The 25,116-nt window shown below is 36.4% G+C and carries 24 protein-coding genes; 19 read left to right on the forward strand and 5 right to left on the reverse strand.

Annotated elements, in window-relative coordinates:
• Positions 1-54: 54 nt before the first annotated feature.
• The 7 genes from SBO79_RS05700 to SBO79_RS05730 all read left to right on the forward strand — a co-directional run bounded on the left by SBO79_RS05700 (position 55) and on the right by SBO79_RS05730 (position 8,534).
• Positions 55-1,821 carry a TrkH family potassium uptake protein gene (locus SBO79_RS05700; RefSeq protein ID WP_318642781.1) on the forward strand — a complete coding sequence of 589 codons (1,767 nt, stop codon included), beginning with the start codon at positions 55-57 and terminating at the stop codon, positions 1,819-1,821.
• 12 nt (positions 1,822-1,833) lie between these two features.
• Entirely contained in the window at positions 1,834-2,520 is a 687-nt protein-coding gene (locus SBO79_RS05705) for a potassium channel family protein (protein ID WP_318642784.1), read from the forward strand.
• Between the two features lie 968 nt (positions 2,521-3,488).
• On the forward strand, positions 3,489-4,673 hold the full coding sequence (locus SBO79_RS05710) for an HNH endonuclease (protein ID WP_318642786.1): 1,185 nt from the start codon (positions 3,489-3,491) through the stop codon (positions 4,671-4,673).
• Positions 4,674-5,011: 338 nt separating this feature from the next.
• Positions 5,012-6,373: a UDP-N-acetylmuramate--L-alanine ligase gene (locus SBO79_RS05715; protein WP_318642787.1), complete on the forward strand. Its 1,362-nt coding sequence runs from the start codon at positions 5,012-5,014 to the stop codon at positions 6,371-6,373.
• 28 nt (positions 6,374-6,401) lie between these two features.
• Positions 6,402-7,094 carry a RadC family protein gene (gene radC, locus SBO79_RS05720; protein WP_318642789.1) on the forward strand — a complete coding sequence of 231 codons (693 nt, stop codon included), beginning with the start codon at positions 6,402-6,404 and terminating at the stop codon, positions 7,092-7,094.
• Positions 7,095-7,123: 29 nt separating this feature from the next.
• The gene (locus SBO79_RS05725) at positions 7,124-7,810 is read left to right on the forward strand and encodes a YjjG family noncanonical pyrimidine nucleotidase (protein WP_318642791.1); all 687 of its coding nucleotides are present in this window, start codon (positions 7,124-7,126) and stop codon (positions 7,808-7,810) included.
• Position 7,811: 1 nt separating this feature from the next.
• On the forward strand, positions 7,812-8,534 hold the full coding sequence (locus SBO79_RS05730) for a hypothetical protein (RefSeq protein ID WP_318642793.1): 723 nt from the start codon (positions 7,812-7,814) through the stop codon (positions 8,532-8,534).
• Here SBO79_RS05730 and SBO79_RS05735 read toward each other — a convergent pair.
• Positions 8,531-9,808 (reverse strand): replication-associated recombination protein A, encoded by a 1,278-nt coding sequence (locus SBO79_RS05735; protein WP_318642795.1) that lies wholly within the window; start codon positions 9,806-9,808, stop codon positions 8,531-8,533. The two genes, SBO79_RS05730 and SBO79_RS05735, sit on opposite strands and share 4 nt — an antisense overlap.
• A 142-nt stretch (positions 9,809-9,950) precedes the next feature.
• On the opposite strand from SBO79_RS05735, the gene SBO79_RS05740 reads away from it, so the two are divergent.
• Together SBO79_RS05740 and SBO79_RS05745 are read left to right on the forward strand one after the other, a co-directional pair.
• Entirely contained in the window at positions 9,951-10,151 is a 201-nt protein-coding gene (locus SBO79_RS05740) for a dodecin family protein (RefSeq protein ID WP_318642797.1), read from the forward strand.
• Positions 10,152-10,303: 152 nt separating this feature from the next.
• Positions 10,304-11,083 carry a rhomboid family intramembrane serine protease gene (locus SBO79_RS05745; protein ID WP_318642799.1) on the forward strand — a complete coding sequence of 260 codons (780 nt, stop codon included), beginning with the start codon at positions 10,304-10,306 and terminating at the stop codon, positions 11,081-11,083.
• A gap of 33 nt (positions 11,084-11,116) precedes the next feature.
• Here the strand turns inward: SBO79_RS05745 and rlmB are convergent, their stop codons facing one another.
• From rlmB to SBO79_RS05765, 4 genes are all read right to left on the reverse strand, one after another.
• Positions 11,117-11,851, reverse strand: a complete 735-nt coding sequence (gene rlmB, locus SBO79_RS05750; protein ID WP_318642800.1) for a 23S rRNA (guanosine(2251)-2'-O)-methyltransferase RlmB — start codon at positions 11,849-11,851, stop codon at positions 11,117-11,119.
• Positions 11,852-11,918: 67 nt separating this feature from the next.
• A complete protein-coding gene (locus tag SBO79_RS05755; RefSeq protein WP_318642802.1) occupies positions 11,919-13,391 on the reverse strand; it encodes a SusD/RagB family nutrient-binding outer membrane lipoprotein in 1,473 nt (490 codons plus the stop codon).
• 1 nt (position 13,392) lies between these two features.
• Complete coding sequence (locus SBO79_RS05760) at positions 13,393-16,617, reverse strand: SusC/RagA family TonB-linked outer membrane protein (RefSeq protein WP_318642804.1); 3,225 nt, start codon at positions 16,615-16,617, stop codon at positions 13,393-13,395.
• A 74-nt stretch (positions 16,618-16,691) separates the two neighbouring features.
• Complete coding sequence (locus SBO79_RS05765) at positions 16,692-18,359, reverse strand: BamA/TamA family outer membrane protein (protein WP_318642806.1); 1,668 nt, start codon at positions 18,357-18,359, stop codon at positions 16,692-16,694.
• Between the two features lie 178 nt (positions 18,360-18,537).
• Here SBO79_RS05765 and rpsL point away from each other — a divergent pair, with 178 nt between their 5' ends.
• The 10 genes from rpsL to rplV all read left to right on the forward strand — a co-directional run bounded on the left by rpsL (position 18,538) and on the right by rplV (position 25,113).
• A complete protein-coding gene (gene rpsL, locus SBO79_RS05770) occupies positions 18,538-18,921 on the forward strand; it encodes a 30S ribosomal protein S12 (RefSeq protein WP_022828353.1) in 384 nt (127 codons plus the stop codon).
• Between the two features lie 28 nt (positions 18,922-18,949).
• Complete coding sequence (gene rpsG / locus SBO79_RS05775; RefSeq protein WP_318642814.1) at positions 18,950-19,426, forward strand: 30S ribosomal protein S7; 477 nt, start codon at positions 18,950-18,952, stop codon at positions 19,424-19,426.
• Between the two features lie 10 nt (positions 19,427-19,436).
• The gene (fusA, locus tag SBO79_RS05780) at positions 19,437-21,560 is read left to right on the forward strand and encodes an elongation factor G (protein ID WP_318642816.1); all 2,124 of its coding nucleotides are present in this window, start codon (positions 19,437-19,439) and stop codon (positions 21,558-21,560) included.
• Between the two features lie 11 nt (positions 21,561-21,571).
• A complete protein-coding gene (rpsJ, locus tag SBO79_RS05785) occupies positions 21,572-21,877 on the forward strand; it encodes a 30S ribosomal protein S10 (RefSeq protein ID WP_318642818.1) in 306 nt (101 codons plus the stop codon).
• Positions 21,878-22,033: 156 nt separating this feature from the next.
• Entirely contained in the window at positions 22,034-22,651 is a 618-nt protein-coding gene (rplC, locus tag SBO79_RS05790; RefSeq protein WP_318642820.1) for a 50S ribosomal protein L3, read from the forward strand.
• Entirely contained in the window at positions 22,651-23,280 is a 630-nt protein-coding gene (gene rplD / locus SBO79_RS05795) for a 50S ribosomal protein L4 (RefSeq protein WP_318642822.1), read from the forward strand. The genes rplC and rplD overlap by 1 nt, the downstream gene beginning before the upstream one ends.
• A gap of 6 nt (positions 23,281-23,286) precedes the next feature.
• Positions 23,287-23,577 carry a 50S ribosomal protein L23 gene (rplW, locus tag SBO79_RS05800; protein WP_318642824.1) on the forward strand — a complete coding sequence of 97 codons (291 nt, stop codon included), beginning with the start codon at positions 23,287-23,289 and terminating at the stop codon, positions 23,575-23,577.
• 9 nt (positions 23,578-23,586) lie between these two features.
• On the forward strand, positions 23,587-24,411 hold the full coding sequence (rplB, locus tag SBO79_RS05805; RefSeq protein WP_318642826.1) for a 50S ribosomal protein L2: 825 nt from the start codon (positions 23,587-23,589) through the stop codon (positions 24,409-24,411).
• Positions 24,412-24,417: 6 nt separating this feature from the next.
• Entirely contained in the window at positions 24,418-24,696 is a 279-nt protein-coding gene (gene rpsS / locus SBO79_RS05810; protein WP_144265616.1) for a 30S ribosomal protein S19, read from the forward strand.
• 6 nt (positions 24,697-24,702) lie between these two features.
• Positions 24,703-25,113, forward strand: a complete 411-nt coding sequence (gene rplV, locus SBO79_RS05815) for a 50S ribosomal protein L22 (RefSeq protein WP_318642829.1) — start codon at positions 24,703-24,705, stop codon at positions 25,111-25,113.
• Positions 25,114-25,116 lie beyond the last annotated feature (3 nt).

Consider the following 25,116-nt stretch of genomic DNA (forward strand, 5'->3'; position numbering starts at 1 on the left):
TATAAAAAAGACTAATTTCGTACTCGTCATTAACTATAGAATGATTGTATTTGAATGCCAAAAAAACTCAGAGATTTTAAAGCAGTATTATCCTATTTTTTCAATTTTGTCTTTGGCATAAGTATTCTAGGATTGATTCTATTTGTTGCTGATTTTGGATTTGACCAATCCAGACAGTTTCAACGTTTTCTGATAGGATATTACATTGTTGTCCTAACAACAGGTGTTGTTGCAACCATATTGCGATATGTTGTAAAATCGAAAGCAATGAAGCGGAGCGTTTTAATCTTTGACGGAACCACTGTTCTGCTAACACTTGTTATCTTACTACTACATTTTTTTGGCGACACTCGCAGTACTTCTCTTTCTCACGATGATATATGGGTAAAACTAGCAATTATTCTAACTTTTGTTAGAGAGTTTTCTGAGCAAAATATTTCATATAAGCGTACATTTCTTAATCCAGCACAGCTATTTGTCATTAGCTTTTTGAGCATTATAGTTTTAGGCTCATTTCTTCTAATGTTGCCAAGAGCAACCTACGACGGAATTTCATTCATCGATGCACTCTTCACTTCTACTAGCGCGGTTTGTGTTACAGGATTGATTGTAGTCGATACTGCAACCCACTTTACAACCTTTGGCCAGTCGGTCATTCTTACGTTAATACAGGCAGGAGGAATTGGTATTTTAACCTTTGCTAGTTACTTCAGTTATTTTTTTAAAGGTAAAACATCTTACGAAAATCAGTTGACCTTAAGTAATATGACGGGCTCTAATAAAATTGGAGAAGTATTTTCAACCTTCAAAAAAGTAATACTGATCACGCTGACTATCGAAACGTTTTCAGCGAGTATAATATTTTTCACACTCGACGAAAGACTAATTCCGTCGGTTTTAGAGCGAATTTATTTCTCTGCATTTCATTCCATCTCAGCTTTCTGTAATGCTGGATTTTCTACTCTTTCGGGTAATTTATTCGAAGAAGGCTATAAATATAATTATCCATTGCAACTGATGATTATATTCTCATTTGTTTTGGGAGGTCTAGGTTTTCCAATTGTAGTCAACCTAGTTCGATATGTCAGATATTTTATAAAAAAGAAAATTGCCTTTTTCACTGGCGAAACTCAAACCCACCAACCGTGGCTTCTCAATCTCAACAGTCGAATAACGCTTATTACAACCTCAATATTAATTATAGGAGGTACACTTCTCTTTTACATCAATGAATATTACAATACCCTTTCAGATCATAGCGGATTTGGTAAAGTAGTGACGGCACTTTTTGGAGCGACAAGTCCGCGAACTGCCGGTTTCAACACCGTAGATATGACCGCGCTAAATTTCTCTACCGTTATGCTGATTTTTCTGTTAATGTGGATTGGAGCATCTCCAGCTTCTACTGGAGGAGGTATCAAAACAAATACTTTTGCCATTGCAACCCTGAATTTTATAAGTTTAGCAAAGGGAAAGACCCGAATTGAGGTTTTTAGACGAGAAATAGCAGATATTTCAGTACGTCGGGCTTTTGCCACCATAACACTGTCTTTAGTAGTGATCGGTATAGGAATTATTTTGATTTCAATTTTTGACAGCGAGAAAAGTTTAATCAGTATTGCATTCGAATGTTTTTCGGCATACAGTACAAGTGGATTAAGCATTGGTATAACTGCGGCTTTGACTACCTACAGCAAAGTGGTAATCATCGTTATTATGTTTGTTGGGAGAGTAAGTATGCTCACCATTATGATTGCGATAATAAAAAAGGTAAAGCAGCATAATTATAGATATCCAACAGAGGAAGTTACAATTAATTAAAAACACACCACAATGAAATATATAATTGTAGGATTAGGAAGTTTTGGCGCATTTTTAGGGCAAAGACTTACTGCGCAAGGACATGAGGTTATTGGGATAGATACCAGTATGAGTAGGGTGGAGAATTATAAGGAAAAAATCTCGCACACCATTCAGATGGATGCTACTGACGAATACACTGTTGCAGGTTTACCTTTAAAAGATACCGATGTTGTGATCATTGCCATTGGTGAAGATCAAGGAGCTAATGTTATGGCTACCGCACTTTTCAAAAACTTTAATGTAAAGCGATTGATAAGCCGATCGATTAATCCGTTGCACGAAAAAGTTCTACAAGCCATTGGAGTTGACGAAATTGTACACCCAGAAGAAGAAACTGCTGAGCGATGGGCCAAAAAACTTTGTTTTACAGGAGTAGTCGATTCATTCGAATTAGGAGACGATTACAGTGTTGTAGAAGTCAACTTGCCCAAACACTACGAGGGCAAAATCACCCGCGCCATCGATTTACGGGAGCGGTATAATCTATTGGTGTTGGCTACGATATCCAAAACAGAAATTAAAAGTACGATTGGTAAAAGCCGAAACATCAATAAGATAAAAGGAGTTACAAATCCAGATGACCTTCTTGACCTAGATGCTATTTTGGTGGTTTATGGTCTAAATAAGGACATCAAAAAACTCCTGCTAGAAGAGTAATTTAAATCACAGGCAAGTTTAAAAAAGACTTTGAATAGCGACAATTTTAGAAAGCTTTTCCGAAATTCCAATAAGAAGTTTTTGGACGTGTCCCTTTGGGCCGGGCTGTCTGTTCCCAATCTTTCTTGTGGCTTTTGCTCCGCAAAGCCACAAGAAAGGATTTCCACGACCATCCCTCACGCGAGACTTGTGCTAAATTGAAATGGTGTAGTCGAAAGAGATTTATTGACAGTAATGTTTAATGAAATTTTTACCGCAAGGTTCGCAAAGTGAGAACGCAAAGTTCGCAAGCCTACAATACTTGCCTCCGCTAAAACTTGTCATGTCGACGAAGGAAAGCTCAGTAAGCAGAATTGGCGAACCAAATCACATAGTACTTGTTCACAAACCTAAATAAACACTTTCTATAAAAGCGATAGCGCGGATTTACTTAGTCTGTTCGGCAAAAGCCTCGGATGTAATCCGTGCGATTACGAAAAGTCCTGTAGGGACGACTTTATTGTAGCCCGCTGCTTTAGCTGCGGGTAAAAAATGTCGCGGTTGAGCAAAAAGTCCCATAGGGACGGCTTTATAAATGCGCACTATTGTTACAACCTTATTTCTAAGCATAAAAATATCTATGTTCGAAGAAGACTTTAGCAAACCGAACTGGCGGAGCAAACCACACAATATTTGTTGTAGTAAGAATTGACTGTTTAAATAAATATTCAACTTATACGCAAAAGTGCAAATTTACCATCTATCACAAATTCAAATTCAAGAAGAACTCATAGTACTTTACTATTAAGTTTAATGTAAGAAAAGTATTGTAAATGGTAAATCTTTAATACATTAGCTTTTACAGCTTATAAATATTGTCAGAATAGATCACGGTTAAGCAAACTAATGAGTTTTAATCATTTTCATATGAACACTATTTTTTAGAAATGAACACAAGGCAAGATATATATACATCTCTTAAAGTAAAGATGGAAAAGGTAGGGTTTGAATTTGAGAAATTGCAAAAGCCACATTTACAAAAAAGAAAGGAAAATGAATTAAAATTTATTCATCCAAAACTGGTCAAAAAATTGGAACAGGATGGTTTCAAGGTCAGAGGCAAAAAATTTTATTTAAAACCTTTATCAGATAGTCCTGAATGTGAAATCGGTTTTGTTACGGGTAAGACATCACCACTATATACAACAAAGAATTTTATTGTGCCTAACACGATTGATTCATTTGAAAGTACTCCTGCATGGACAAATAAAGAGGGTGATGCCGCTTTTGATAATTTGCTAGAGTCAATTGAACATTATTTAGATCAACCAGTAAGTTTTATTCAAAAAATCTCCAAATCATTTCTTTTTACTTGGAATCCAAATAAGTGGGATTGGAAGGATTTACAAGAAGATATTGAGCTGTTTGGAAAGGTGGGCTATATAGATAGGAGATGGAGTTGTGGTAATTCAAAAAGTATTCAAAAAGGCGATAGGGTTTTTCTGCTTAAATTTGGTGAAGCGCCTAGAGGAATTATGGCTAGTGGATATGCAAAATCTTCATTTTATACAGCACCACACTGGGATGGTAATGAAGGAAAAACAACGAATTATATCGATATTGAATTTGATGTAATAATTAATCCTCATCATAATAATATTTTTGATGAAAAATATTTGAAAAAGATTGATCCAGGAAAAGTCCAAGAGTGGTTTCCTCAGCAAAGTGGGATTTCAATTAAATCTGAAGTAGTAGAAACATTAGAATCGCAGTGGTTTGACTTTATTGTAAGTAACAATCACATCGGACAAACTTTTCTGTCTAACGATGTTACTAATAATAGTACAGATACATTTCTAGAAGGTAGGGCTAAAGATATTGTACAGACGCGCTACGAAAGAAACCCAGAAGCAAGAAAAAGATGTCTATCATATTATGGATATTCTTGTCAAATTTGCAAATTTAACTTTGAAACTTGTTTTGGTGATATTGGTAAAGGATTTATTCACGTACATCATATAAATCAAATTTCGAAGATGGGTGGAGAATATAGTATTAGTCCCATAAATGATTTAATTCCTGTTTGTCCTAATTGTCATGCGATGATTCACTCCAAGAGAGAACCTTTTACGATTGAAGATATAAAATTGAGACTTAATAACAACAAAACTTAATTTTTTACTTTGTACGCAATTATTTCCAGAACTTAAAACAGTCACGTTAACTGATTTACAGTATAGAAATCGTTATTAAAATTCGACGGTTTTTATCTGCAGATTTATAAAAAATCGAGGGTTCTAAATCTAAATTACTGGAATCTCAGTACTTCTAACTAACAATTTTCAATTTATATAGTACAACTTCAAAAACGGCAAAATCCAGAAAAGCTTGATAGCACATAATCATTTTGGATCTATTGAAAACAACAACGATTTGTCAGAGGATATTTCGCGACAGCGGTAACATTTAGAGAAAACATACCTAAATTAGCGCTACAAATAAAAATCATCAAATGCAGATACATTTCATAGCTATTGGCGGTAGCGCGATGCACAATCTCGCCTTGGCACTTCACGATAAAGGATATAAAGTTACGGGTAGCGACGATGCAATCTTTGAACCTTCGAAATCAAGACTGGACAAAAAAGGAATTTTACCAGAAGTTTTAGGCTGGTTTCCTGAGAAAATAAATCAAAATCTCGATGCGGTAATTGTTGGAATGCACGCAAAAGGAGATAATCCAGAACTGCTTCGCGCCAAGGAATTAGGCCTCAAAATATATTCGTATCCTGAATTTCTATTCGAACAATCCAAAAATAAAACCCGAGTAGTAATTGGTGGATCGCACGGGAAAACTACGATTACTTCAATGATTCTGCACGTGATGAACTATATGAACATCAATGTGGATTTTATGGTGGGAGCCCAACTTGAAGGTTTTGACAATATGGTGCATCTGACGGAAGAGAATGATTTTGTCGTTCTTGAAGGTGACGAATACCTTTCGTCGCCAATAGATTTACGACCAAAGTTTCATTTGTATCAACCAAATATCGCGCTAATCAGCGGAATTGCGTGGGATCATATCAATGTTTTTCCAACTTACGAAAATTACGTTGAGCAGTTTGAAATCTTTATCTCGAAAATTACCAACGGCGGAATCTTGATTTATAATGAAGAAGATCCTGAAGTAAAACGTGTTGCCGAAGCTGCGACAAATCCAATTAGAAAAATTCCGTACAGTACGCCATCGTATTCGGTAGAAAATGGAGAAACTTTGCTTGATACACCCGAAGGACCGATGCCAATTGAGGTTTTTGGTGCGCACAACTTGAATAATTTGGCTGGAGCCAAGTGGGTTTGCCAGAATATGGGCGTTGATGAAGAGGATTTCTACGAGGCAATTGCAACTTTTAAAGGGGCTTCGAAAAGGCTAGAGAAAATTGCTCAAAGCAAAAACAAAGTCGCTTACAAAGATTTTGCCCATTCGCCAAGCAAGGTTTCGGCAACGACCAAAGCGGTAAAAGCTCAGTTTCCAGATCGTGAACTGGTGGCTTGTCTCGAATTGCATACGTACAGTAGTTTGAATCCTGAATTCCTGAAAGAATATCAAGGCGCGCTTGATGCAGCAGATACGGCGGTCGTGTTCTTTTCGCCGGAAGCGGTAAAAATTAAACAGCTAGAAGCAATTTCTAAAGAAGATATTGAAGTAGCTTTTCAACGGAAAGGTTTGATCGTAATGACCGATCCTGAAGACTTTAAAAATTACCTTAAGTCGTTGACAGACAAAGCGAAATTTTCATTACTTTTAATGAGTTCAGGAAATTATGGCGGTCTAAACTTTGATGATGTAAAATCTCTTATCGCAGAATAGACCTATTGTTAATGCAACAACTAGTGCTATGGATAAAACTTCTTTTCCAATTACCTATTGGGCCGAGGACGATAGGCCGCGTGAGAAACTCCTATTAAAGGGGAAGACCGCGCTCAGCGATGCCGAACTGATTGCAATCTTGCTAGGTTCGGGTTCGCGAAATGAGTCGGCAGTGGCGTTGAGTCAGCGGATATTGCAGACTTTCGAAAATAATCTCAATAGCTTGGGCAAATGTTCGGTTAAGACGCTCTGTGAGTTTAAAGGAATTGGTCCAGCCAAAGCAATTGCAATTGTGGCCGCGATGGAATTAGGACGGCGGAGAAGGAGCGAGGAGGCTTTGGAGTTGGCTAAGATTATGAGTAGCAAATCGGTCTTTTCGATAATGCAACCGATAATTGGCGAACTCGATCACGAGGAGTTTTGGATTTTGTATCTCAATAATTCCAACAAGGTATTATTTAAGTCGCAACTCAGCAAAGGCGGTATTACGGGAACGGTAGTTGATGTGAGAGTCGTTTATAAAACTGCTTTGGAGAAGAACGCTGTTTCGATAATTTTGACGCACAATCATCCTTCGGGAACGCTTGTGCCAAGTGAAGCCGACAAGCAAATTACTCAAAAGCTCAAAATGGCAGGTGTTCATTTAGATATAAAAGTGCTAGATCATATAATAATTACCGAGCACGCATTCTTTAGTTTTGCAGACGAAGGATTGATGTAACTGTTTAAAATTGAAATGTAGAATCGACTATGAAATTAGATAATATAACAGATGTTTTTTTTGACTTGGATCACACACTTTGGGATTTCGAAACAAACTCTGCGCTGACTTTTAGAAATATTTTACCAAAAAACAATGTCCCTGTTGATGTTGAAGCTTTTATACAAGCTTATGTTCCGATAAACTTCGCCTATTGGGAAGATTTTAGAATGGAAAAAATCGATCAAAAACAACTTCGATACGGAAGATTAAAAGATTCTTTTAATGCTATTAATTACGATGTAAGTGATGAAATGATTGATATTTTGGCCGAAGATTATATTCAAGTTTTACCATCTCACAATCATTTATTTGAAGGTGCTTTTGAAGTTTTGGATTATCTAAAATCAAAGTACAGACTTCATATTATTACCAATGGTTTTAATACTATCCAAAACCATAAACTGACGAATTCGAAAATTAAACATTATTTCGAAACTATTACAGATTCGGAATCGGCAGGAGTTAAGAAGCCAAATCCGATTATTTTCAATCATGCTCTAAAAGTTGCAGCGGTAGATTGCCAAAACTCTGTAATGATTGGCGATTGTATTGAGGCAGATGTAAAAGGTGCATTGCAATGTGGTATGGATGCAATTTTGTTTCACGTAAATCCGTGTGAACTGGATTCAATCAAGCGAGTTGCAACTTTAAAAGAACTTAAAAATTATTTATAAAATGTTTAGATATTTATTCGTATTACTATTTTTTGTAGGAAACTGTTTTTCGCAAAATCTCAATCAATTTAAATATGTAGAAGTCCCTCAGAAATTTCCTTTCCAGAAGGAAAATAATATGTATAATCTTAATATGTACACTAAGTTACTTCTAGAAAAGTATGGGTTCGTGGCTTATATGGATGATGAAATCAAACCAAAAGAGGCGGCCGAAAATAATTGCTCACGTGTATTACGCGCAGTTTTAGAAGAAGATAGCAACTTGTTTGTTCGCAAGCTTACGGTAAAGCTTGTAGATTGTCAGAATAAAGTGGTGTATCAAACCAAAGAGGGAACAAGTTCTACCAAAGATTTGAAAGTTGCCTATGTGCATGCTTTACGGCTTGCGTTTGAATCTTTTGATACCTTGAATTATAAATTTGAAGAAGGCAATTTGGCCACAGCCCAAAAACCTCATGGCAGTATTGTTGTACAAAGTAATAGCATAAATAAAGTCGTTATCGATTTGCAATTTAATGCCAGAAGAATAGAAAATGGATTCAAGCTTCAATCAGCTGAAATGCCAGAGATCATTATGAAAAAATCTAGCATCGAACACTACTTTATTGCGCAGATAGGCGACCTGCCGGCTATGATTTACCGTGAAGGTTCAAATTGGAAAATGGATTTTTATCAGAATGGGGAGCTTCAGAAAAAGACGATTTCGATTCGGTTTTTAAATTAGTAGCCGTACTTTTCTTTCCATCTATTTTTCAAAAACTCTCTAGTCTGAGTCTCCCGTTGATTGTTGCCGGGCGTGTAAATTAAGGTATTTTGAATCTCGTCGGGTAGAAATTCCTGCAGCACAAAATTATTTTGATAATTGTGCGAATATTGATATTCGTCGCCGTAGCCTAATTCTTTCATCAATTTAGTTGGTGCATTTCGCAAATGTAAAGGTACAGGTAGATTTCCAGTCTGTTTTACTAACTGTTGCGCAGTATTTATTGCCATATAGCTCGAATTGCTTTTGGGCGAGGTCGCTAGGTAAACCACACACTGACTTAAGATAATTCTGCTTTCAGGATACCCGATCGTGGTAACCGCCTGAAAGGTATTGTTTGCCATAATTAGCGCGGTGGGGTTGGCGTTGCCAATATCTTCGCTAGATAAAATTAGGAGCCGTCTTGCAATGAATTTCACATCTTCTCCGCCTTCAATCATCCTTGCCAACCAATAGACTGCTGCGTTTGGATCGCTGCCTCGAATCGATTTTATAAATGCCGAAACGATATCGTAATGTTGTTCGCCGGTTTTGTCGTAGAGAACAGTATTTTGCTGTGCTATTTTGAGAACCATCTCGTTGGTAATAACAATTTTGCCGGAAGGCGAAGCATTAATAACTAACTCAAAAACATTGAGTAGTTTTCGGCCATCACCGCCAGAAAGTCTCAACAACGCCTCCACCTCTTGAAGTTCAATATCTTTCTTTTGCAAATAAGTATCGGTAACTATTGCGCGCTGTAACAGTTGCTCCAAGTCAGCTTTCGTGAAAGAATTTAAAACATACACTTGACAGCGTGACAGGAGTGCAGGGATGACTTCAAAACTAGGATTCTCGGTTGTAGCGCCAATTAGTGTAATCCATCCTTTCTCTACCGCAGCTAATAATGAATCTTGTTGTGATTTGCTAAAGCGGTGAATCTCGTCGATAAATAATAAAGGTTTTCTGGCCGTAAACATGCCGCCGCTGGCCTTGGCTTTATCAATTATCTCGCGAATATCTTTTACGCCAGAATTAATTGCAGAAAGGCTATAATATGGCCTATCAGATTGTTCTGCAATTATTTGTGCAAGGGTGGTTTTTCCAGTACCTGGAGGTCCCCAAAATATTAACGAAGGAATAATACCATTCGCAATCTGCCGCGTAAGTGAGCCTTGCGGGCCAACCAAATGTTGTTGACTTATATAATCCTCGATTTTCTGAGGTCTGATTCTTTCTGCCAAAGGTATTTCCATTTAGCAAAATTACTAAAATTCTATTAGAACAAAGGTCTTAGAGTCACTGTGAAATATTTTTTACGAAATATTTGTAATTATATTTTGCATATCTATATATTATTGTTAAATTTAGATGATTTATAAATTAAAATATACAAATATGGCAGTTTTAAAAGTTATTGAGGTTTTAGCAAGTTCTAAAATAAGTTGGGAAGATGCATCGAAAGAAGCCGTTAAGCACGCTGCGAAAACGGTGAAGAATTTGAGATCAGTTTATGTAAAAGAGCAAAGTATGACGATTGATAATGGTAATATTGTTGATTATAGAGTCACACTAAAGTTAAGTTTTGAGTTGGAGTAAGTTTTTGATATAGGTTTAGTTTAGAAAGACTGTTGCATTAATTTGTAGCAGTTTTTTTATATCGTAATGTGACAGGCAATTGTCGGCGCATTTATGACAAGATTGGTATATTTGAAAAACGGCATAACTTTCGAGTCTGCAAATAAAAACGTATGAACGATACAGATTTTAAATTTTCTTCCAAGGTAATCCTCATCCCTTTCTTATGTGTACTTCTACTGTGGATTGTATTTTGGGTGGAGGTGAGATTCAAAATTAATTTAACGCAATACGGAATTTATCCACGCGATTTAGTTGGACTTAGAGGTGTGACCTTCAGCCCATTTTTACACGGAAATATAGAACACCTTTATAATAATAGTATTCCGCTATTTATCTTAACAATGTCGCTGTATTATTTCTACGACAACGTGGCAACTAAAATTTTGTTCTACGGAGTTCTGGTTTCAGGAATTTTAACATGGACTATTGGACGAAGTAACATTCATATTGGCGCGAGTAGTCTTATCTATGTACTGGTGGCATTTATATTCTTTAAGGGGATACTGACAAAGTATTTTCGACTTGTCGCCTTGTCACTCTCGGTGATTATGATATATGGGGGCATGATTTGGTATGTTTTTCCGGATATGGATGCTGAGAAAAACATTTCTTGGGAAGGTCACTTGTCTGGACTGATCACAGGAATAGTATTCGCGCTATTTTTCAAAACTCCGCAATTTGAAAAAGTCATTAAGTACGAGTGGGAGCATCCAGATTTTGATGCTGAGAATGATCCATTCATGCAGCGGTTTGATGAGAATGGGAATTTTGTTCCGACACCGAAGCCAGAAGTTATTCCTGAAGATCTTCAGAATGTTGGAAATATTTCTACTACTCAGCAAGATATCAACTTTGTCTATATCTATCACAAGAGTGAAGTGGAAAAATAAAAAAAGCCAGATAGATTCTGGCTTTTTTGGTAACTATTGTCTTTGTCTGACAGCTTCGTATAGAAATGCTCCGGCCGCAACTGATACATTTAACGACCCTATACTACCAAACATTGGTAGCTTTGCTTTCTCGTCTATAACTTTTAGCACTGAAGGATTAACTCCTCTGTCTTCAGATCCCATTACTATAGCAAGAGGCTGAGTCAAGTCTAACTCGTACAAAGAGGTTTCGGTTTTCTCGGTAGCAGCAATCGTTTTGATTCCTGATCCTTGCAAGAAGAAGATGGCATCTTTAATGTGCGCAACCTTACAAATTGGCACATTAAATACAGCTCCTGCTGATGTTTTTACCGTATCTCCATTTACGGGAGCAGAACCTTGTTTTTGAACAATGATTCCAGAAACGCCCGTACATTCGGCAGTTCTAATAATTGCGCCAAAATTCCGTGCATCAGAAAGTTGATCTAAAATCAAAAATAATGGAGCTTTATTTGTTTCTAAAGTTTGAGCGACCAAGGTTTCTAAATCATAAAATCCTACTGGAGATATTGTCGCGACAGCACCTTGATGGTTGTTGTGGGTAAGTCTATTTAGTTTTTCAACTGGGACATAAGTAAAGTTGATATCATTGCGTTTCATAACTTTCATCAGGTCTTTCATCAATTCGCCCGATGCTTCCTTTTGAATAAACACTCTATCGACTTCCTTACCAGCTTGTATCGCTTCGATAATAGCTCTTATCCCAAATATTTGTTGTTCATTTTCCATGATGCAAATGTATAAAAAAAACCATCAGCGTAAACTGATGGTTTTAGGTTTATTATATATTCTGCGATTAATTAATATCCCAGAAAATTTTTGTTTGAAGTTTGTCTCCTCCGATTGCAATTTTAGCTGCATCAAGATTTGCTTTATTAACTGTAACTTCTGAAGAAGGATAAGTTAATCGTTTTGGCATTTTACCTTGAGCCGCAGCTACGGCATTAGATGGAGCGATAATTTCCGGTTGATCAAGTCTTCTAATAGAAGTCCAAGCTTCAAAAGGACGGTTAAATAACGCTAACCACGCTTGAGTACCAATTTTTTTCTTCCAATCTCCATCTGCTGTAGTGTAAGCAACTTCAGGTTTTGCTAGGTAAGCTGTAGCAGCTGACGTAGATAATCCCCAAAATTCAAAAGAACTAGTAATTGCATCATTGTAAAATGATTCTGCTGAACCACCTACTGCGTAACCTCTTTCTGCTGCCTCAGCTAAGTAGAAATTCATTTCTGTAGCTTCAAATAGTTGAGCTGCTAGATCTGGAGCTCTTAATGCATTTCCAATTCCTGAGAAAAACTGTGCTAAATTTGCAACACCGTTTACACCCCCGATATAAGTTGAACCTTCATTTCCAACAGGTCTAAAGTATACTGCTAGCCTTGGATCTTCAAGATCAATAAGTGCATTCACAATTGTTGCAGAAGCCACATAATCATTACGTCCACTAGCTTCAAGATCAGCATGTAAAGGATTGTAATTTGGTGGTCCACTAGAAAATACAAGTGCTGCATTTTGAGAGTTATCTGTAATAACTCCTGCAGTAACTGCACTTTCGATTGCGGTCTTAGCTAATGCGCTATTAACGTCTGCTAGGTTGATTCCGATTTTTACTTTTAGAGAGTTAGCAAATTCAATCCAACCTGCAACATCACCGTTGTAAATTCCATCACCTGACGCGAAAGAAGCTGCAGATGGATCAAGAATAGCAAGTGCATTATTTACACGAACTAGTAAATCTGGATAGATTACTGCATCATCGTCATACTTTGGTAACACGTTAGTAGGATCTAATGCTTCTGAATAAGGAATGTCTCCAAATGAATCCACTAATACTTGAAAAGTATACACTTTCATCAGTTCGATAATCGCTTTCTTATTTGCCTGTTGAGCAGTGAATTCTGCTTGAGTTTGCAAATCAGATTTAGATTCTTTATCAATAACAGTTTCTGCAGTTGTTAAGTTTCCAAGAACATCACGATATAAGTTGTTCCATAAATTCACAGGAATATTTCTCTGTGTAAGATTGTAACGTGATTCTTGAAAGTATTGTGTTTGAGCCCAGTATTGAGTAAAGTATCTAAATGGACTTAAGTTAACACTAGACGTTGTCATCTGGCTAGCAAGCTCAAATTGCGCATTTGCAACTAGAGTTTCAGCAGGCACATCATAAGCTCTGTCTTTGTCATCATTAAAATTGGCATCCTCACTTGTACATCCTATAGCAAGGAATAGCGAGAAGGCTGCTATGGTATATTTTATCTTTTTCATCTTAGAAACTTGCTTTAATATTAAATGAATAAACTTTTGTAGTTGGCATCACTCCTGATTGGTATCCTTGTACGTTTCCTGATGAAGCTCCAGCTTCTGGATCTGCGTCTGGAAGACTTTTGTCAATTATCCAAAGATTGTTACCCAATAAGCTTATCGATAGTGATTTCACCATTGTATTGTCTAGAAATCTAGTAGGTAGAGAGTAAGATAGTGCTACTTCTCTTAGTTTTACAAAACCAGCATCGTACATGAATGCTTTGTTTGGATTTACAGAATATCCGTAAGCCATTTCAACACCGTTTGTCTCAATACGAGTAGTGTTTACTGTTCCATCTTCGTTATAACCTGGCAAGATAATACCTCCACCATCTGCGATAGAATTACGAACTGGATTTCCTAAGTCATTTAGACCTGCAGTATTTTGTGTCAGTCCTGTGTACTGTCCAAATGCTTGATCTAGTGAATAAACATCTCCACCTTTTTTAACATCAATCAATACTCCTAGAGAAAGTGCTTTGTAAGTAAATTTGTTGTAAAGACCACCAATCCAATCTGCCTGAATATTTCCAATGATTTTATTGTTTTCGATGATATATAATCCATCTTCGTCTACAAGTTTGTTTCCATTGTCATCGTAAGAATAATCACTTCCTAAAAACGTTCCGTAAGGCTCGCCTACGTAAGCATTAAGAGACATACCACCTTGGAAAGATGCTAATTGTAAGTTGTCTCTTCCCGCATTAAGCGATTTTACAACGTTTTTGTTTTGTGACCAGTTTGCACGAATCATCCATTCAAAATCTGCTGTTTTAATTGGCGAACCAGAGATACTAACTTCAACACCTTTATTTTCCAACTCACCTGCGTTAATTTGAGAAAAACTAAAACCAGTTGATGTAGACTGTGGTACATTAAAGATTTGATCTTGTGTAGATGATTTGTAAATCGACGCATCAAATACAAGACGGTTTCTGAATAATGAAGCTTCTAAACCAAATTCTGTTGCAATCTGATTTTCTGGTTTTAAGTTTTCAAAATCTACGTAAACTGAACTGTTACCGAAAAGAAGATTGTCTCCAAGTAATCCATTATTGATTTTTGCACCTAATCGACGCGCATTAGGGTCATTTCCTACTTCTGCATAACTTGCACGAAGTTTCAAGTTAGATAACCAATCTTGCTTGATGTATTCTGAAAGAATAACACTTGCTCCAACAGAGTAGTAAGGGTAGCTATTGTTGTTAATTGACAAAGCAGTAGTTCCATCAACTCTGTAAGTTCCCTCTAGGTAGAAAGTCTTCAAATAATCAAGAGACAATTGTCCGTAGAAACCTTGTTTTTCATAGTTTACTTCAGATTCATCTGGAGCAACAAATACTTTTGAATTTGAAAGTGTGTATAATCCTGGAGCGATAAGACCACCAGTTGTATTTCCTTCAAATGAATCCAATTTAGATTTAATAAAAGTACCTCCAACTAAAGCTTTACCACCAAAATCTCCAACTGTAAAGTCGTAATTAGCGATCATGTCGTAAGTAGTTTGTAAGAAACTTCTCGTATACAATCTGTATCCTGAAGATTCATCAATTGCATTGATACCAAATTCTTCTGGATGACTTCCAATTGCTTTTCTGTATTCTTGTCTGTCATTTGAATTATCTACAGTTACACGACCTAAAATGTTTAAGTTATCTGTGATTTTGTAAGTTAAATTAGCACCCAAAAGCAAACGTGTGTGCTCATCAGATTGGTAATTTTCGTAACGGTCAAAGTAAGGGTTATTCCAATAAGCTGGAGAGAAATCACCTGACAAAGGATCTGACATATTCCAAGAAACGTTTTGCTTGTTTCTGAAGTATTCTTGTTTTAACTCTTCCATATCAACGTTGGTTTGCCACCACTGACGGAAGTTTCCAATAATATTATCACCGTATCCAACACTATTTCTACCTACCGTGCTCTGATCTGTAAAAGTTGTAAAGGCAGTAATATCCCATTTATCAGATAATTTTCTTGAAAAATTACCACTAATATTATTTTTGTTCAAAGTACTATTTGGAAGAATACCACTTGAGTTATTATTTGTGTATCCAAAGTTGAAAGTTCCTTTGTCATCACCACCACTAAAGTTGATATTGTTTACTACAGAGAAAGAATCTTGGAAGAAATGTCCTGGATCATTAGCGCCAGCAACCCAAGGAGTTGGCTTGCCAAAATTGGCATTTCCTGGAGCAAAAGCATTCCATTGGTATACCATTAAACTAGGATCAAAAGCATTACCAAATGATGAATCGGCAGTCATGTCAACAATTAAGTCATCGATACCATCACCATTTACATCAGCAGGGTAAAAAGAGTCATTTGCTCCACTATACCCGTTGGCACCATACTGTTTTTGATACTTGATAAAAGTGTCTTTATCATATTTACCAACAGATGTTGTAGAACTAAAACTGATTCCCAAACCTGAATTCAATTTTCCTTTTTTAGTAGTAATCATGATAGCACCATTTGATGCAGCACTACCGTAAAGAGCCGTTGCAGCAGCACCTTTAAGCACTGTAACAGATTCGATATTATTTGGATCAATGTCTGATGCAGAGTTACCAAAGTCATATCCACCTCTAGAGTTTGCAGCTCCTGCAGTATTCAAATTCGCATTTGAAACTGGCACACCATCAACCACCATTAATGCTTGGTTATTACCTGTAATAGACTTACTACCACGTAGAACGATGTTTGTTGAACCACCAAAATTCGAGTTCGCTCTAATTTCCAATCCCGCAACTTTCCCTGAAAGATTGTTTAGGAAGTTATCGGTAGGAACTGCGTTTACTTCTTCGGCAGAAACTTTTTGTGCTGAATAGCCTAGAGATTTTTTATCTCTTGTGATACCCAAGGCAGTAACAACCACTCCTTCTAGAGCGATAGCATCATCTACCATTTTAATAGTTGTACTTGCATTACGAGCTAAAACTTCTTTTGAAGCCATCCCAATGTAAGAAAATTGCAATGTCTGCGTAGGCATTGCGTCAATACGGAAATTACCGTCAATATCACTGTTAACTCCTGTAGTAGTTCCTTTAATCACGACTCCTACTCCTGGTAGGGGTAGATTATCGCCATCAACTACTTTTCCAGATACTGTGATAGATTGTGCAAACGAGAGCTGCACAAAGAGCATTGCAAAGAACGCTGCTAAAATCTTTAATCTTGGTTTCATATTAATTTTTTTGGTTAGTGGAGTAAAAGTCTTAATTAATCCTTAAGCACACAACATTTTTTATGCTTTTTTTTTTAAAAGGTAGTGTTAAAACTTATATGCACTATTGAATTCTTACTACTTAGAGACTGATTTGTTAAAAAACCGTTGGCATACGATAAGTTAAATAATCCAATTTTGCTTACTATCCCAAATCCTAATCCTACTCCAACTAACGAATTACTATTGTCTCTGCTAACGATTTGAGTGTCATCTGAATAAAATCCATAGTCAAGGATGGAGTGCGCATATAGGGTAGGGGAAAGTAAGTAGCGATATTCTGTCGCTAATAGTAAAGCTAAATTTGCTTGTAGTAAATTCTCTGCAAAACCTCGAACACTTCGGCTGCCACCAAAACGATATAATTCTCCCACGATATATTCTTTACTTTGTAGGAAATAATTTGTGTTTTTGATCCAAACAACATTTTTGTTATTGAGGTAAAAATTATTTTCGATGTTAGTTTCGATAAATAGTTGCGGAATTCTTTCTGTCAATGATGTACGGTTCCCGATTCCACTTTTTATGGTCACTACAGTTTTATTCTTAAACAAATCAAACTCCGGCCTATAATCGCTATATTCAAATGAAGCAGTGAAAAAGGTGCTTTTATAGTCTTTTAAAATACTACTATTCAAATTTTGAATATCACTTGACTCGGTAGATTGATAGCCAGCAAAAAATCGTTTGTTGTAAGAAAAGTAGTATCCTACCTCGGCTGATGTTTTGGTGTTTTGAAAAGTACTGTCTTGCTTGAAAATATTTAAACTAGCTTTTAAAGCAAATGGGGTTTTAAAAATGTAGGGTAATTCAATGCTGCTTTTAAAGGTAGTTTGTTTTTGACCATCGCTTTTCCAATACAAAATAAAAGTTTCTCCAGTTTTCAAAGCATTGTTCAGTTCTAAATCGACGTAACCATTAAAAAGTAATTTACCAGACTCTTCGTCGTTAGAAAACCCAACAATTCCATCAAACTTATTAGAATTTGCTTTTTCTAGATAAATATAAACCTTGGTGGTGTCGGTTGTAAATAAAATTTCGGGGTTTTTTGTTTGTTGCACAAATGGGAGTTTATCAAATTCCTTTTTAATTTTCTCAACGTTGTTTTGTGTAAAAGTGAGATTCTTAAAAAGTCGCTCTATATTATTTTGATGACCTTTCGGGAAGCTTTTATAATTTAGTACTATTTCATTTATTTTACGTGTGCGGCCCTTTTCTACAACTAGATTGGTAATCAATGTTTTTCCGCTTTCGCGAAATTGACTCAACTTAACTTTGGCCATCGAATAACCTTGGAGTTCCAGTGATTTTGTGTAACTCTGTAAATAAGAAGATACAGATGCAAAGGGAATCATAATGGAATCTCTATTGATATTTTTGTTTTTGGTCGAAATTGTGTCCTTATATATAAGGACATATTTAATTTGAGTATTTAACTCCGCTTTTGCATTCGCCAAGGTATCGTTGCTAATTGAATAATTTGACAATATCGCATTGATATAGCCTAATTCTTTTAAATTATTTACTAGTTTATCAGAAGTTTGTTGCAAGCTCTTTTTGGACGTATGTATTTTCTGATAGTTTAAAGAGTCGATTACTTTTTGTTCCGTTTTGCTATTGGCCTCAATAGTATATTGATACTTCTGCGAGTAGCATTGCAAGTAGGTTAGTAGAAACAGGAGAATGTAAAAGGTATTTTTCAAGTGGGAAAGGTTGTGAAATATAGAACGTAAAGTTGTCAAAAATTGTATAATCAGTTGGTATGAAATTATCTGTGCGAAAATAATCTAATTAATGTTTGAATAAAAAAAAATATTCTTACATTTGCAACCCCGTAAAAAGCGGGAATTTTATAATCATAATAATTATTAGTATTTAATTATGCCAACAATTCAACAATTAGTAAGAACCGGAAGAACTCAGATGACTAAGAAGAGTAAATCGGTTGCTCTAGATTCTTGTCCTCAAAGAAGAGGTGTTTGTACGCGTGTTTACACTACTACACCAAAGAAACCAAACTCTGCAATGCGTAAAGTAGCGCGTGTACGTTTGACAAATGGTAATGAAGTGAACGCTTACATCCCAGGAGAAGGACACAATCTACAAGAGCACTCGATAGTATTAGTTAGGGGTGGAAGAGTAAAAGATTTACCAGGAGTTAGATACCACATTGTGCGTGGTGCACTTGATACATCAGGTGTAGCAGGAAGAACACAAAGAAGATCTAAGTATGGTGCTAAGCGCCCAAAAGAAGCGAAAAAGTAATTAAAAAAAATCTTTTAAAGACAAAGACATGAGAAAAAGAGCAGCAAAGAAGAGGCCACTTCTTCCAGATCCAAGGTTTAACGACCAATTGGTAACACGTTTTGTGAATAACTTAATGTGGGATGGAAAAAAATCAACAGCTTTTAAAGTATTTTATGATGCAATTGACATTATCGAATCAAAAAAGCAAGATGACGAGAAATCATCATTAGAAATTTGGAAAGATGCTTTAACAAACGTTATGCCTCACGTAGAAGTACGTAGTCGTAGAGTTGGTGGAGCTACGTTCCAAATCCCTATGCAAATTAGACCAGACAGAAAAATCTCTATGGCAATGAAGTGGTTAATACTTTACGCTAGAAGAAGAAATGAGAAATCTATGGCTCAAAGACTTGCATCTGAATGTTTAGCTGCGGCTAAAGAAGAAGGTGCTGCAGTTAAAAAGAGAATGGATACTCATAAGATGGCTGAAGCAAACAAAGCATTCTCTCACTTTAGATTTTAATAACTAAGAAATGGCTAGAGACTTATTATATACAAGAAACATTGGAATCGCTGCACACATTGATGCTGGTAAAACAACAACAACTGAGCGTATCCTTTTCTATACAGGAGTTAACCATAAATTAGGTGAAACTCACGAAGGTTCTGCTACAATGGACTGGATGGCGCAAGAGCAAGAAAGAGGTATTACAATTACTTCTGCAGCTACTACTTGTGACTGGAATTTCCCAACTGAGCAAGGTAAAATTTTACCTGAATCAGTGCCTTACCACTTTAATATTATTGATACACCGGGACACGTTGACTTTACAGTTGAAGTAAACCGCTCGTTAAGAGTATTAGATGGTTTGGTATTTCTTTTTAGTGCTGTTGATGGTGTTGAGCCTCAGTCAGAAACTAACTGGAGATTAGCAGATAATTACAAAGTGCCTCGTATGGGCTTCGTAAACAAGATGGACAGACAAGGATCTAACTTCCTTGCTGTTTGTAAGCAAATTAAAGATATGCTAAAATCGAATGCTGTGCCTATCGTATTACCGATCGGTGAAGAGCAAGATTTTAAAGGAGTTGTTGACTTGGTGAAAAACCAAGCAATAGTTTGGCATAACGATAACTTTGGTGCAACGTTTGACATTGTGCCAATTCCAGAAGATATGGTAGATGAAGTACGTGAGTACAGAGCATACCTTATTGAGGCAGTTGCTGATTACGACGAAACTTTGATGGAGAAATTCTTCGAAGACGAAAACTCTATTACAGAGGAAGAAATCAACATCGCTTTAAGAAAAGCAGCTATTGATATGTCTATCATTCCAATGGTATGTGGATCTTCATTTAAAAATAAAGGAGTACAATTCTTACTTGATGCAGTTTGTAAATATTTACCATCTCCATTAGATAAAGAAGGAATTGAAGGAATTAACCCTGATACTGAATTGACAGAAATTCGTCGTCCATCAGTAAAAGAACCTTTTGCAGCTCTTGCATTTAAAATTGCTACTGACCCTTTCGTAGGTCGTTTGGCTTTCTTCCGTGCTTATTCAGGTCGTTTGGACGCAGGTTCATACATTCTTAATACACGTTCTGGAAACAAAGAACGTATCTCGCGTATCTATCAGATGCACGCCAATAAACAAAATCCTATCGATTTTATCGAAGCAGGAGATATTGGAGCAGCTGTTGGGTTTAAGGATATTAAAACTGGAGATACAATGTGTGATGAAAAACACCCTATTGTATTAGAAAGTATGGATTTCCCGGATCCAGTTATCGGTGTGGCTATTGAACCAAAAACAAAAGCTGACGTTGATAGAATGGGTATGGCTCTTGCAAAACTTGCAGAAGAGGATCCAACATTTGTGGTAAAAACTGACCAAGCTTCAGGACAAACAATTATTTCAGGTATGGGTGAGCTACACTTAGATGTACTTATCGATCGTATGAGAAGAGAGTTTAAAGTTGAAGTTAATCAAGGTGAGCCTCAAGTAGAATATAAAGAAGCCTTTACTCAAAAAGCACAACACAGAGAAGTTTACAAAAAACAATCAGGTGGTCGTGGTAAATTTGCAGATATCGTTTTCGTAATCGAACCAGCTGATGAAGGTGTTGTTGGATTGCAGTTCGTCAATGCTGTAAAAGGTGGTAACGTTCCTAAGGAATATGTTCCGTCTGTAGAAAAAGGTTTCAAAGCGGCTATGAAACAAGGTCCTCTTGCAGGATACGAGGTTGATAGCTTAAAAGTTACTTTGATGGATGGATCTTTCCACCCTGTGGATTCTGATGCACTTTCTTTTGAATTGGCAGCAAAAATGGGTTACAAAGAATCTGGCCGTGCGGCTGGAGCTGTAATTCTTGAGCCTATCATGAAGATTGAAGTGATTACACCAGAAGAAAACATGGGAGATATCGTTGGAGATTTGAATCGTCGTAGAGGTCAAGTTAACGACATGGGTGATAGAGCAGGTGCAAAAACTATTAAAGCGAATGTACCTTTATCAGAAATGTTTGGATATGTAACAACATTGAGAACATTATCTTCAGGTAGAGCAACATCAACTATGGAATTTTCTCACTACGCTGAAACTCCTTCCAATATTTCAGAAGAAGTAATTAAAAAAGCAAAAGGAACCGTTTAATTCAAAACAACATGAGTCAAAAAATCAGAATAAAATTAAAATCTTACGATCACATGTTGGTTGATAAATCTTCAGAGAAGATCGTAAAAACTGTTAAGAGCACTGGAGCAGTAGTAACAGGTCCAATCCCGTTGCCAACTCACAAAAAAATCTTCACAGTACTTCGTTCTCCACACGTTAACAAAAAAGCGAGAGAGCAATTTGAAGTAATGTCATACAAAAGATTAATAGACATTTATTCTTCATCTTCAAAAACAATTGATGCTCTAATGAAATTAGAGTTGCCAAGTGGTGTAGAAGTAGAGATCAAGGTTTAAGTATCTTTCTTTTATAATAAAAAGAACATTGTTTAAGCGAAAATTATTTTTTTTGGTGATTCGGTAAATTTATTATACTTTTGCCGCACGAAAAAAATAGGATTCGCTTAAATGTGTTTTTTATAGTTTGTATTTAATAATTAATAAGTAATAATTATGTCTGGGTTAATTGGTAGAAAAATTGGCATGACTAGCATTTTCGATGAAAAAGGAAAAAACATTCCTTGTACAGTAATCGAAGCTGGACCATGCGTTGTTACCCAAGTCAGAACCAAAGAGGCTGACGGGTATGAAGCGTTGCAGCTTGGTTTCGATGACAAAAACGAGAAACATTCCACTAAAGCGGCCGTAGGTCACTTTAAAAAAGCTGGAACTGTGGCTAAGAAAAAAGTCGTTGAATTCAAGTACTTCGAAGAACAGTATAAATTAGGTACAGTCTTGACTGTAGACCTATTTGAAGAAGGTGAATATGTAGATGTTCAAGGTGTTTCAAAAGGAAAAGGTTTTCAAGGGGTTGTTAAACGTCACGGTTTTGGTGGAGTTGGACAAGCTACCCACGGTCAACACAATCGTTTAAGAGCTCCTGGATCTGTAGGTGCTTCATCTTATCCTTCTAGAGTATTCAAAGGAATGCGTATGGCAGGAAGAATGGGAACTGATAACGTAACAGTACAAAACTTAGTTGTTTTGAAAGTTGTTGCAGAGAAGAACCTACTTTTAGTAAAAGGATGTGTTCCAGGACACACTAACTCTTATGTAATCATACAGAAGTAATGGAAGTAAAAGTTTTAAATTTCAACGGAAAAGAAACTGGCAGAACGATCACTCTTTCTGACGCAGTATTCGCAATAGAGCCTAATAATCACGCAGTATATCTTGACGTTAAGCAATATCTTGCTAACCAAAGACAAGGAACGCACAAAGCAAAAGAAAGAGCTGAAGTAGCGGGAAGTACTCGTAAGATTAAAAAACAAAAAGGAACAGGTACTGCCCGTGCAGGTAGTGCAAAGAATCCTTTATTCAAAGGTGGAGGTACAGTTTTTGGACCAAGACCAAGAAGTTATTCTTTCAAATTAAATAAAAATTTGAAACGTCTTGCTAGAAAATCAGCGTTTTCTATCAAAGCAAAAGAATCAAATATCATCGTTGTTGAAGACTTCAATTTTGAAACTCCAAACACTAAAAATTTCCTTAATGTATTGAAAGATTTAGGGTTAGAGAGTAAAAAATCTTTAATTGTATTGGGAGAGTCAAATAAAAATGTATATTTGTCCTCACGTAATTTAAAGACAGCTAAGGTCGTAAGTCATTTAGAATTAAGTACTTACGAGATACTTAACGCTTCAAGCTTGGTGCTTTTAGAAGGGTCTTTAGAAGGAATTGAAGAAAATTTAAGCAAATAAAAGATCATGAGCATCATAATTAAACCAATTATCACTGAAAAAGTGACCAAACAAAGTGAGCTTCTAAACCGTTTCGGTTTCGTTGTTGACAGAAAAGCTAACAAAGTACAAATTAAGAAAGCTGTTGAGGCTGCTTATGGTATTAATGTAGTTTCTGTAAACACGATGAACGTGAGACCAGATAGAACATCAAAATTCACTAAAAGTGGGTTAATCAGTGGTAAAACAAATGCAATTAAGAAAGCATTCGTTTTGGTACAAGAAGGAGAAACAATCGATTTTTACAACAATATCTAATAAAATAAGATGTCAGTAAGAAAATTAAAACCTATTACCCCAGGTCAGCGTTTTAGAGTTGTGAATAGTTTTGACGCTATTACAACTGATAAGCCGGAACGCTCTTTGATAGCGCCGATAAAAAACTCTGGAGGTAGAAATAGTCAAGGAAAGATGACCATGCGTTATACGGGTGGTGGTCACAAGCAAAGATATCGTATCATTGATTTCAAAAGAAGCAAAGAAGGAATTCCTGCTACAATTAAATCAATTGAATATGATCCAAATCGTACTGCTTTTATCGCTCTTTTAGCTTATGCTGATGGAGAGAAAACATACGTAATTGCGCAAAGCGGTATGAAAGTTGGACAGAAAATTGTTTCTGGACCAGAATCTCAGCCGGAAATTGGAAATGCAATGCCATTAAGCAGAGTGCCACTTGGAACAGTAATTTCATGTATTGAATTACGTCCAGGGCAAGGAGCAGTAATTGCTCGTTCTGCAGGTACCTTTGCTCAACTAGTAGCTAGAGATGGTAAATATGCGACAATCAAAATGCCGTCAGGTGAAGTTAGATTAATTCTACTTACTTGTTCAGCTACTATTGGAGCAGTTTCTAACCATGATCACCAACTTATTGTATCTGGAAAAGCAGGTAGAACAAGATGGTTGGGTAGAAGACCAAGAACTAGACCAGTAGCAATGAACCCTGTCGATCACCCAATGGGTGGTGGTGAAGGTCGTTCTTCAGGTGGACATCCACGTTCTAGAAACGGTATTCCAGCTAAAGGCTATAGAACACGTTCTAAAGTCAATCCGAGTAACAAGTATATCGTAGAACGTAGAAAGAAATAATAAGATATGGCACGTTCATTAAAAAAAGGACCTTTTGTTCATTATAAATTAGACAAAAAAGTTCAAGAAAATATAGAAAAGGGTAAAAATGGAGTTGTAAAGACTTGGTCTAGAGCTTCTATGATTACACCAGACTTCGTTGGACAAACTATCGCAGTTCACAACGGACGTCAATTTGTACCAGTTTATGTTACTGAAAATATGGTAGGTCATAAACTTGGAGAGTTTTCACCAACAAGATCTTTTAGAGGTCACGCTGGAGCAAAAAATAAAGGTAAAAAATAAGAAGCAATGGGAGTTCGTAAAAGAGAAACAGCAGATGCGAGAAAAGAGGCTAATAAGTCTATTGCTTTCGCCAAATTGAATAACTGCCCTACTTCACCTAGAAAAATGCGCTTAGTAGCGGACTTGGTAAGAGGTCAGAAGGTAGAAAATGCACTTAACATATTAAGATTTAGCTCAAAAGAAGCTTCTAGAAAACTAGAGAAACTTTTGTTGTCTGCAATCAATAACTGGGAGCAAAAAAATGCTGAAGGTGATGTAGCAGAGGCAGGTCTAATTGTAAAAGAGATCAGAGTAGATGGTGGAATGATGTTGAAGAGACTTCGTCCAGCACCTCAAGGTCGCGCGCATAGAATTAGAAAACGTTCTAATCACGTTACAATCGTGTTAGGATCTATCAATAACACACAAAGTAATTAATAA

Source organism: Flavobacterium ardleyense (genome assembly GCF_033547075.1).
Taxonomy (GTDB): Bacteria; Bacteroidota; Bacteroidia; order Flavobacteriales; family Flavobacteriaceae; genus Flavobacterium; species Flavobacterium ardleyense_A.